Source organism: Polaromonas sp., from assembly GCF_018780625.1.
In the GTDB taxonomy this organism is placed as follows: Bacteria; Pseudomonadota; Gammaproteobacteria; order Burkholderiales; family Burkholderiaceae_C; genus Polaromonas.
This window is the reverse complement of sequence record NZ_JADMJK010000078.1, coordinates 1-10905: the sequence shown is the minus strand read 5'-3', so window position 1 is coordinate 10905 and position 10905 is coordinate 1. Positions and strand designations below refer to the sequence as shown.

9 protein-coding genes are annotated in these 10905 nt (G+C 62.6%); 6 read left to right on the top strand and 3 right to left on the bottom strand.

Annotated elements, in window-relative coordinates:
- The coding region (locus IV091_RS07190) for an acyl-CoA thioesterase (protein WP_293467007.1) at window positions 1-248 on the bottom strand (248 nt) is incomplete at its 3' end.
- Window positions 249-254: 6 nt separating this feature from the next.
- The gene (locus tag IV091_RS07185) at window positions 255-1235 is read right to left on the bottom strand and encodes a histone deacetylase (protein ID WP_293467006.1); all 981 of its coding nucleotides are present in this window, start codon (window positions 1233-1235) and stop codon (window positions 255-257) included.
- 270 nt (window positions 1236-1505) lie between these two features.
- On the opposite strand from IV091_RS07185, the gene IV091_RS07180 reads away from it, so the two are divergent.
- Window positions 1506-2051 (top strand): phasin family protein, encoded by a 546-nt coding sequence (locus IV091_RS07180; RefSeq protein WP_293467009.1) that lies wholly within the window; start codon window positions 1506-1508, stop codon window positions 2049-2051.
- Between the two features lie 137 nt (window positions 2052-2188).
- Here the strand turns inward: IV091_RS07180 and IV091_RS07175 are convergent, their stop codons facing one another.
- On the bottom strand, window positions 2189-3187 hold the full coding sequence (locus tag IV091_RS07175) for a patatin-like phospholipase family protein (protein WP_293467005.1): 999 nt from the start codon (window positions 3185-3187) through the stop codon (window positions 2189-2191).
- 93 nt (window positions 3188-3280) lie between these two features.
- Here IV091_RS07175 and IV091_RS07170 point away from each other — a divergent pair, with 93 nt between their 5' ends.
- The 5 genes from IV091_RS07170 to IV091_RS07150 all read left to right on the top strand — a co-directional run.
- Complete coding sequence (locus tag IV091_RS07170; protein WP_293467008.1) at window positions 3281-4285, top strand: extracellular solute-binding protein; 1005 nt, start codon at window positions 3281-3283, stop codon at window positions 4283-4285.
- A 160-nt stretch (window positions 4286-4445) separates the two neighbouring features.
- Complete coding sequence (locus IV091_RS07165) at window positions 4446-5213, top strand: 3-hydroxyacyl-CoA dehydrogenase (RefSeq protein WP_293467003.1); 768 nt, start codon at window positions 4446-4448, stop codon at window positions 5211-5213.
- Between the two features lie 201 nt (window positions 5214-5414).
- Complete coding sequence (locus tag IV091_RS07160) at window positions 5415-7283, top strand: gamma-glutamyltransferase family protein (protein ID WP_293467001.1); 1869 nt, start codon at window positions 5415-5417, stop codon at window positions 7281-7283.
- Window positions 7284-7375: 92 nt separating this feature from the next.
- Window positions 7376-9433, top strand: a complete 2058-nt coding sequence (gene dnaG / locus IV091_RS07155; protein WP_293466999.1) for a DNA primase — start codon at window positions 7376-7378, stop codon at window positions 9431-9433.
- 508 nt (window positions 9434-9941) lie between these two features.
- Window positions 9942-10905, top strand: a 964-nt coding sequence (locus IV091_RS07150) for an RNA polymerase sigma factor region1.1 domain-containing protein (RefSeq protein WP_293466997.1), incomplete at its 3' end; no start/stop codon positions are given.

The window sequence follows — 10905 nt, the reverse complement described above, 5'->3', positions numbered from 1 at the left end:
TCCGGAAAAGACAGCGGCGCAAAGTAGTTGCACTGGGTTTCGACCACCAGGCCAATCACCTTGCCGGCATGAATGTCGAGCGCGCCGCGCTCAATCAGCAGGCCATTGACCGCGGTGTCAAACCAGCTGTAGTACACCACGTTGTTGATATGCCCGTAGACGTCGTTGTCCGACCAGCGGGTGCCGATGGCGCGAAAAGCCTTGTAGGCGCTGCGAAATTCGGCATGGGGCCGGGTGGATGAAGTCATGAGGGGCTATTTTGCCAGCCCGTTGGCGCCAGGCGCCGCCGCATGCCAGCGGCGCCAGTAGTCCAGCGCCACCCGGTAGGTGTTCATCTGCACCTGCACGGTCTCATCAATATGGACGCCGTAGCCGCCCGCCATGGAAAACGCCAGCGGGATGCGCCGCTGCCAGGCCCAGTCAAAAACGCGGCGGTCACGCGCTTCCAGGCCATCAAAGCTCAAGGCCAGCCGTCCCAGGCGGTCGCCCACGAACGGGTCGGCGCCGGCCAGAAACAACACCAGCCCGGGCTCAAAGCGGCGGCCCAGCTCGTCGAGCGCGTGCTCCAGCGCCTGTAAATAAGGTGCATCGAGGCAGCCGTCGGGCAGTTCCACATCGAGGTCGCTGGCCTCCTTGCGAAACGGAAAGTTCTTTTCCCCGTGCAGCGACAGCGTGAACACCGAGTCGTCCCGCGCAAAAATGCTGGCCGTGCCGTTGCCCTGGTGCACGTCCAGATCGATCACGGCCACCTGAAGCGGCTGCCGATGGCTGCGGTGCGCCCTGCCCCATTCCGCCTGCATCAGCCGGGCCGCCACGGCGGCGTCGTTGAACACACAAAAACCGCCACCCTTGTGGGCATAGGCGTGGTGCGTGCCGCCCGCCATGTTGGCCGCAATGCCGCCGGGCCGTGTTCCGGCCGCCAGCCCCAGCGCGCTGCGCGCCGCCGCCAGCGTCGCGCCGACCGAGCGTCGCGCGCGCTCAGACATGCCAGGGCTCCAGGGAAAGCCGATTTCCCGCTGGGCGGGCGCAGGCAGCGTGCCGTGCGTGATAGCGCTGATGTAGTCTGGCGCGTGCACCAGCGCCAATTCGCCGTCCGTGGCGGCGGGCGCCTCTTGCATCTGCACCTCGGGCAATTCGTTCACCACGCGGTCGCGCAGCAGCTTGTACTTGGCCATGGGAAAGCGGTGCCCGGGCGGCAAAGGCAGTACAAAGTTGTCGGCGTAAAAAGCTTGCAAGATGACGCAACCTGAAAAAAAAGACCGCCCAAAAACCGGGCAAAACCGGCGCAGGATCGATTGTGAAACGAACGGCACCACGGGCATTTTCAGGGCGGGCAACCCGCCGGGAGCGGTCCTGCAAACTAGGGCGCCGTGTCTAAAGTGCTGCATCGACACAAAAAATTGCTTGCAATGGCCTGGGTATTCCCTATACTTGAGCCATGTTGCAGTGCAGCAATTCAGCGCAAAGCAACTATTTATTGTTAACAAGACTTATTGGAGATATTAATTATGCTGACCGCTGAACAAATCATGGCTTCCCACAAAGCAAACATCGAAACCCTGTTTGGTCTGACCCAGAAAGCCTTTGAAGGCGTTGAAAAACTGGTCGAACTGAACGTGCAAGCCACCAAGGCCGCCCTGGCCGAGTCAGCCAACCACGCACAAGCCATGATGGGCGTGAAAGACGCTCAAGAACTGCTGGCACTGCAAGCCAACATGGTCCAGCCACTGGCTGAAAAAACCGCCGCTTACAGCCGTCACCTGTACGACATCACGTCGGCTGCCGGTGCTGAACTGAGCAAGACCGTTGAAGGCCAGGCTGCTGAAGCCCAAAAGAAAATCGAAGGCCTGGTCGAAAGCGCTTCCAAAAACGCACCTGCCGGCTCCGAAGCCGCAGTCGCCGCCATGAAAACCGCCGTTGCTGCTGCCAGCACCGCGTACGAGTCCGTGCAAAAAGCCGTCAAGCAAGCCAGCGACATGGCCGAAACCAACTTCAACACGGTTGCCGCTTCCGCAGTGAACGCTTCCAAGACCGCTGCCAAAAAGCGTTGATCAACCGACCTGCAGACGCCCTGTTCCACTGAACAGGGTTTCAAACCAGTTGTCTCCTCGGGTCCTTCCAGAAATTCAGTTTCACGGACCCGCTTAAAGCCCGATCGCAAGATTGGGCTTTTTTTTGACCAAAAATTCTAGGGCGCCAGCGCTACCCCGGCCTGCAGCTTGGCCTTGAGCGCAGGCAGGGCCGCGAGCATGGCCGCCCTGCCCGCATCGATGGCGCGCTGCCGGGACGAAAAATCAGCGCTTTTCAGTCCCGTGAGCGAAGGCCTGACCACCACATCGGCCTCTTTCAACTCGTACTGGTTGATGCTTTTGCCCATGATGGAAAAGGTCTGCAGCAAAATTTGCAGCGTATCTGAAGCCGGATTGCCTTCGGGCGGGCTGGAGATGTCCACCGCAATCACCAGTTCCGCGCCCATCTGCCGGGCAAAACGCACCGGCACCGGGGACACCAGGCCGCCATCGACATACTCGCGGCCGTTGATCTTGACGGGAACGAACACCGCCGGCACTGCGCTGGATGCGCGCACGGCCGCGCCGGTGTCGCCGCGCTGGAACAGCACGGCCTGGCCGCTGTTCAGATCGGTCGCCACAATGCCCAGCGGCATCGCCATGTTTTCCATCAGGCGGCCCCCCACCAACTGGTTCACGTAGCGGGCCAGGGCATCGCCGCGAAACATGCCCCGGCCAAAAATGGGCAGCATCCAGTCGGTGATGGCGACCTCTTCCATCGTCAGCGCCGTCTGCTGCAGCTGGGCGCCGGTCTTGCCGCTGGCGTAAATGGCCGCCACCAGGCTGCCCGCCGAGGTACCCACGACCAGCTGGGGCTTCAAGCCCGCTTCCTCCAGCACGGCGATCACGCCGACATGGGCAAATCCGCGCGCCGCACCGCCGCCCAGCGCCAGGCCGATCTTCAATGGCTTGCGGGCCGGCAGGTCGGCCTTTTCAACCACCGGCGACGGCTTGGCCACCGGTGTGCTCGAACAGCCGGCCAGCAGCGCCACGGGCAAAACCAGCAACACGCCCAGGCGCTGCAAGCGCAGACGCAGACTGCCACCCGTTGCCGCATGACACGAAAACTTGTTCGCCGTAAAGCTATTGCGAACAATTCGCATTTGTATTAAACTCATGTTTTCCAACCTTCAGGAATCACGCTCACCATGTTCAAAAAATCTCCTTCACGTACCCGTCTTGCACTGGCCAGCGCCACCCTTTTCGGCGTCATGGGTTGCGCCGGTCTTGCCAGCGCCCAGGAACAGACCGTCAACCTGTATTCTGCACGCCACTACCAGACCGACGAGGCACTGTACGCAGACTTCACCAAAGCCACCGGCATCAAGGTCAACCGCGTGGACTCCGACGACGCGGGCATTCTGGCGCGCCTCAAAGCCGAAGGCGCGGCCTCTCCGGCCGACGTGATCTTGCTGGTGGACGCGGCCCGCCTGGGCAAAGGCGACGCTGACGGGCTGTTCAAACCCATCAAGTCCAAGCTGCTTGAAGCCGCGATTCCAGCCCAGTTGCGCGCCAAAGAAACCGCCGAAGGCACGAGCTGGTTTGGCTTTTCTACCCGCGCCCGAGTCGTGGTGTACGACAAGCTGAAAGTCAAGCAGGCCGATGTCGATACCTACGAAGAACTGGCCGACCCGAAAAACAAGGGCCTGCTGTGCACCCGCTCCGGCGCCCATCCCTACAACCTGTCGCTGTTTGGCGCCGTCACCGAGCATTTGGGTGAAGCCAAGACCGAGCAGTGGCTCAAGGGCATGGTCGCCAACATGGCGCGCGCGCCCAAAGGCGGCGACACCGACCAGATCAAGGGCGTGGCCAGCGGCGAGTGCGGCATTGCCATTACCAACACCTATTACCTGGCGCGCCTGATGCGTTCCGATGCACCCGAAGACAAGGCCATCATGGAGCGTGTGGGCGTGGTGTTTCCCAACCAGCAAAGCTGGGGCACGCACGTGAACATTGCAGGCGCCGCCGTGGCCAAAAATGCCAAGAACACGGCCAACGCCGTCAAGTTCATGGAATACCTGGCCAGCCCGTCCGCGCAAAACCACTTTGCGAACGGCAACAACGAATGGCCCGTGGTGGCCAGCGTGAAGGTGAGCAACCCGGCCCTGCAAGCCATGACGGGCGGCAGCTTCAAGTCCGAGACCATCCCCATCAGCGCCGTGGCCAACAACCAGCTGAAAGTGCAGCAGATGCTGGACCGCGTGGGTTACAAATAATCCCGCTACCCCCGCATAAAGCCCGGCCATTGAAAAATGGCCGGGCTTTTTCATGGGCCATAATTGACGCTCGGATTGACGTTAACGTAAACGTAAACATCAATTTCAGGCAGTTTCGTTTTCAAGTTTTATCACCCTATCACTCTCAAGGAACAACCCCATGGACATCGCAGGCAAAGTATTTATCGTCACCGGTGGCGCATCAGGCCTGGGTGAAGGCACGGCCCGCATGCTGGTCGCCAATGGCGGCAAAGTCGTGATTGCCGACATGCAGGGCGAAAAAGGCGAAGCCATTGCCAAAGAGCTGGGCGAAGGCAATGCCGCTTTCGTCAAGTGCGACGTGAGCCAGGAAGCCGACGGCCAGGCCGTGGTGGCCAAGGCCGTGTCCATGGGCAAGCTGATGGGCCTGGTCAATTGCGCTGGAATTGCGCCCGCAGAAAAGACCGTCGGCAAGAACGGCGCGCACAGCCTGGCCGTGTTCACCAAGACCATCACCGTGAACCTGATCGGCAGCTTCAACATGATCCGCCTGGCCTCTGAAGCCATGTGCAAGAACGAGCCCGAAGCCACCGGCGAGCGCGGCGTACTGATTTCCACCGCTTCCGTGGCGGCCTACGACGGCCAGATCGGCCAGGCCGCCTACAGCGCCTCCAAAGGCGGCGTGGTCGGCATGACGCTGCCGATTGCCCGCGATCTGGCGCGCAACGGCATCCGCAACATGACGATCGCCCCCGGCATTTTTGGCACGCCCATGATGTTTGGCATGCCCCAGGACGTGCAGGACTCGCTGGCCGCCAGCGTGCCCTTCCCTTCGCGCCTGGGTACGCCGCAGGACTACGCCAAGCTGGCCAAACACATCATTGAAAACGACATGCTCAACGGCGAAGTGATCCGCCTTGACGGCGCGATTCGCCTGGCACCGCGCTAAAAACTGCAGGGCCTTTCAGGGTCGTCAGAACCAAGCCCCGACCGTTACAGCCGGGGCTTTTTTACTCTCTTTTTAATAGCTACTAACGCTTTATCTTATTAGGCTAAAGCCATAAAAGACTGATAAAAATTGTTGTACTACCGCGTTCATGTGATACTGGAACCTGGCCCGTCCGCGCCCCCCTTTTCAGGAAGAGATCGCATGAACCGCACGCTCACCCGCATCGCCGCCTCCACCGCCGTCGTGGCCTTGCTGGCGGGCTGCGCTGGCCTTTTCGCGCCTTCAGGCCCGGTCAAACCCTTCACCTACAGCGCCCCGGCGCAGCCCGAAGGCTCGTCGGGCTACAGCCCCAAACCGGGCTGGGCCACGACCCGGTTTGCCGTTGCGGCCGCCAACCCGCTGGCCACCGACGCGGGCTACCAGGTGCTGAAGGCCGGCGGCTCCGCCATGGATGCCGCTGTTGCTGTTCAGATGGTGCTTGCGCTCGTGGAGCCGCAGTCCAGCGGCATTGGCGGCGGTGCGTTCTTGCTGCATGCCCAGGGCGGCACGGTGGAAGCCTTTGATGGCCGCGAAACCGCACCCGCTGCGGTCAATGAACAACTTTTCATCGGCGCTGACGGCAAGCCGATGCCGTTTTATGACGCCGTGGTCGGCGGCCGTTCGGTCGGCACGCCCGGCACGGTGCGGATGCTGGAAATGGCGCACCGGCAGCACGGCAAGTTGCCCTGGGCCCAATTATTCGTGCCCGCCATTGCTCTGGCAGAAGGCGGCTTCAAGGTCAGCGCGCGGCTCAACACCCTGCTCAAGGATGAAAAATACCTCAAGAACGACGCAGTGGCCGCCGCCTATTTTTACAAGCCCGACGGCACGCCGGTGGACGCCGGCAGCACGCTGCGCAACCCGGCGCTGGCCGACGTGCTGCGGCAAATCGCCAGCCAAGGATCGAATGCGCTGCTCACCGGCCCGGTCGCGCAGGCCATCGTGACCAAAGTGCAGGGCCACGCCACCAACCCGGGCACGCTGGCGCTCAGCGACCTGGCGCAGTACCAGGCCAAAAAGCGCGACCCGCTGTGCGCCGACTACAGCGCGCGCGGCAAGGACTACCGGCTGTGCGGCATGCCGCCGCCTAGCTCGGGCGCGATTGCCATCGGGCAAATCCTGGGCATCCTGAACCACACGCCGGCCGCCACGCTGCCGATGGTGACAGGCCTGGGCGGCGTGCCGGGCAGCGCGGCCCCCACGCCCTCGGCCGACTGGCTGCATCTGTACACCGAGGCGTCGCGCCTGGCCTTTGCCGACCGCGCCCAATACCTCGCCGACCCGGACTTTGTGCAGCCGCCCGGCGGCAGCTGGACGAGTCTGCTGGAGCCCGGCTACCTTCAGGCGCGCGCCAAGCTGATCGAGGCCAGCGGCCCCAGCATGAAGGCCGCCCAGCCCGGCGTGCCTGGCCCGGTCAAGACGGCTTATGCGCCCATGGCGGAGCAGCCCGAATACGGTACCTCGCACATCAGCATCATCGACGGCTTTGGCAACGCCGTTGCCATGACCACCACGATTGAAGACGCCTTCGGCGCGCGCCTGATGACCGATGGCGGCACCGGCAAGGCGGGCGGCTTCTTGCTGAACAACGAACTCACGGACTTCAGCTTTGCGCCCACCGGTCCCGACGGCAAACCCGTGGCCAACCGCGTGCAGCCCGGCAAGCGCCCGCGCTCGTCCATGGCGCCCACGCTGGTGTTTGACAAGGCCAGCGGCCAGCTCCTCATGAGCGGCGGCAGCCCGGGCGGCGCCATGATCATCCACTACACCGCCAAAACGCTGTACGGCGTGCTCAACTGGGGCCTGAACGCCCAGCAGGCGATTGACCTGCCCAACTTTGGCGCGACCGGCGCCCCCAGCATGCTCGAAGAAAACCGCTTCGCCCCGGCCACGGTCCAGGCCCTGCGTGCGCGCGGCGCCGAGGTGCGCGAAGTGCCGCTGACCAGCGGCCTGCAGGCGATCCAGAAAACGCCAGGCGGCTTTTTCGGCGCCGCCGACCCCCGGCGCGAAGGCCTAGTGATGGGCGACTAATCAGGCCGCCCGGGCCAGCCCTGCCATTGAGCGCAGGTGTAAAAATCGGCGTCAGCGCCTGATAGCCGGGGGGCGTAGGGGACAATACAGGCGTGGCTATTCCCCAATCATTCATCCAGGAGCTGTTAGCGCGCGCCGACGTGGTCGACATCGTCGGCCGCTACGTGCCGCTGAAAAAAGGCGGCGCCAACTTCATGGGCCTGTGCCCGTTTCACGGCGAAAAATCGCCCTCCTTCAGCGTCAGCCCGACCAAGCAGTTCTACCACTGCTTTGGCTGCGGGAAAAACGGTAATGCCATCAGTTTCCTGATGGACCATGCCGGCATGACCTTTATCGAGGCGGTCAAAGACCTGGCCCAGCAATACGGCCTGCAGGTGCCCGAAGACGATGTCTCGCCCCAGGACCGCGCCAAGGCCGCGCAGATTCGGGAACAGCAGGCCACGCTGACCAGCGTGCTTGAAAAGGCCGGCAGGGCCTACAGCCGCAATCTGCGCACCTCGGAGCGCGCCATCGACTACTTCAAGGACCGCGGCGTTTCAGGCGAAATTGCCCGCACTTTTGGCCTGGGCTACGCACCCCAGGGCTGGCGCAGTCTGGCCAGCGTGTTTCCAGACTACAACGACCCGCTGCTGGTAGAAAGCGGCCTGGTCATCAGCGGCGATGCGGAAGAAGACAGCGCCTCCGGCAGCCACGTCGAGGCCAAGCGCTACGACCGCTTTCGCGACCGGGTGATGTTCCCGATCCGCAACGTCAAGGGCGAATGCATAGGCTTTGGCGGCCGCGTGCTGGGCGATGACAAACCCAAGTACCTGAACTCGCCCGAAACCCCGGTGTTCAGCAAGGGGCGCGAGCTCTACGGCCTGTTTGAAGCGCGCACCGCCTTGCGCGAGCATGGCTACGCACTGGTCACCGAGGGCTATATGGACGTGGTGGCACTGGCCCAGCGGGGCTTTGCCAACACCGTGGCCACGCTGGGCACCGCCTGCACGGCCGAGCATGTGCAAAAGCTGTTTCGCTTCACCGACTCGGTGGTGTTCAGCTTTGACGGCGACAGCGCCGGCAGGCGCGCGGCCCGCAAGGCGCTGGACGCCGCCCTGCCCTTTGCCAGCGACGTGCGCACCGTCAAGTTTTTGTTTTTGCCTGCCGAGCACGACCCCGACAGCTTCATCCGTGAACACGGCCAGCAAGGCTTTGCCGCCTATGTCAGCAAAGCCGTGCCGCTGAGCCGCTTTTTGCTGGAAGCCGCGGCAGACGGCTGCGACCTGGACACCGCCGAGGGCCGCGCCCACATGGCCAGCAACGCCCGCCCGCTGTGGAGCCTGCTGCCCGAAGGCGGCCTCAAACCGCAACTGCTGGCAGAGATTGCCGACCAGGTGATGATTGACAGCCGCGAACTGCTGCAGCTGTGGCAGCCGGCCTCAGGCAGCCGGAAAAACAACTATAAAAACAATAGCGGATCACGTCCACAGGAAAAGGGCTACAAGCCCAAAACACCGCAAACTTTCGACCATATTCCGGAGCCCCCCGACGATCAGGACGACCCGGACTACCTGCAGGATTTGCGCGAGTTTCGCGAAGATGCCGACTACACGTCGTCCGAGCCGCATTTTGCGGAACCGCACTTTGCTGAACCTCATTTCTCGCGCCCGGCCGCTTCACCGCGCAGCTTTAGCCGCACGGCCCACGGCGCCAGCCGGACGCCGCGCCGCGTCACGGGCCGCATCCTGCCGGCCAGCCGGGAAGACCGGGTGCTCAGGCTGCTGCTGACGGAGTCCGAAAGCTGGGACCGGCTCAGCACCGAAGAACATCACTTGCTGCTGGCCCTGCCAGCGCCGCACGGGCCGCTGATGGTGTGGCTGGAAAACCAGTTGCACGAACACGGTCCCCAGCCTTGGGCGGCCCTGCGTGAAGGCCTGCGCGGCCACCCCCATGAACACTATGCGGTGGCCCAGCTGGCGCAAATCCTGGAAGGCGTGGTGTCTGACTGGGACGAGATGCGCGGCATCATGGCGCAACTGCTCGACTTGCAGCTTGAAAGCGAAAAAGCCGACCTGGCGGCAAGGGCAGCCACCGACCCGGCCGCCTTGCAGCGTTTGCGCGAGTTGATGGCGCAATCCAGAGCCAAAAAAGCGGCCGAAAAGTCGCCCTGAAAGCCGCCCTGAAAACGGCCCGAAATACACGAAAATCAGGCGTATCAGGGTATAATCCGATTTTTAGCAGCAAACGCGACAGCAGCACCTCCGGCAACGGCCCCCTTTACCCCAAGGGAACTCACACACGAGACGGCCACCTCCCGCAAGGACTGCACACCAAATGTTCGCCCAAACAGTTTGCTTGAAAAATAAGCCGCCCCCTGCAATGCACTTTCAATGCTTGCGTACGGACTGGCTTGTTTTTTACGCCGCTCGTCCTGACATCTGAATTCCCGCCAATTGCGCCTTGATCCCGTCCGGGCACCAGGCATGTTTGTTTGTCGACTGCTCATGGATGGATATCCAGACATTTTTCGGAACCTGAAGGTCCCCTGCCGGTTGCCCCCCGCACATCAAGGTTGAAAAACCCGGAAAACCCACCATATCCATCAAAGTCAGTTGCCTATTTGCTCCGGTGAGCCGATAGCCTCCGAAATCTGCTACCACATTGAAGAAAGTCCCAGCCGTGCCGTCCAAGACCAGTACCAAAGCCCAGCTTATCGCCGCTGCCGACGCACTCCTTGCTGCGCCCGCAAAAAAGAAACCAGGCCGCCCGCCCAAGGCCCCGGCCGCTGAAGGCGCGCCTGCCGTCGCCGGCGCCAAGCGTGGCCGCAAACCGAAAGTCGCCGGCAAGCTCGACGGCGACGAGGACCTGTCCGACATCGAGGACGATCTGGTCGGCGAACCCGTGGTGGAGACGACCGAGAAGGTCAAGCCGCTGCGCATGAAAATCAGCAAGGCCAAGGAACGCGCCTTGATGAAGGAGTTCGGCCTGGACGAGACCGTGCTGTCCGAGGAAGACATTCTCAAGCGCCGCCTGCGCCTGAAAACCCTGATCAAGCTCGGAAAAACCCGCGGCTACCTGACGCACGGCGAGATCTCCGACCACCTGCCCGACAAGCTGGTCGATGCCGAGACGCTGGAAGTCGTGGTCAACATGCTCAACGACATGGACGTCGCCGTCTATGAGCAGGCGCCCGACGCGGAAACCCTGTTGCTGAACAACACCGGCGCAACCGTCGCGACCGAAGAAGAAGCGGAAGAACAAGCCGAAGCCGCGCTGTCCACCGTGGACAGCGAGTTCGGCCGCACCACCGACCCGGTCCGCATGTACATGCGTGAAATGGGCACGGTCGAGTTGCTGACGCGCGAAGGCGAAATCGAGATCGCCAAGCGCATCGAGGGCGGCTTGATGAAGATGATGGAAGCCATCTCTGAAAGCCCCGCAACCATTGCAGAGGTCATGCGGCTGGGCGAGGAAATCCGCGAAGGCAAGGTCGTTATTTCCACCGTGGTGGACGGCTTTACGGTAGCCAACGAAGCCGACGATTACGTGGCCGAAGAAGACTTCGACGAATTCGATGAAGACGACGACGACGACGGCAAGGGCGGCTCCAAGGCGCTGACCAAGAAGCTTGAAGAGCTGAAAA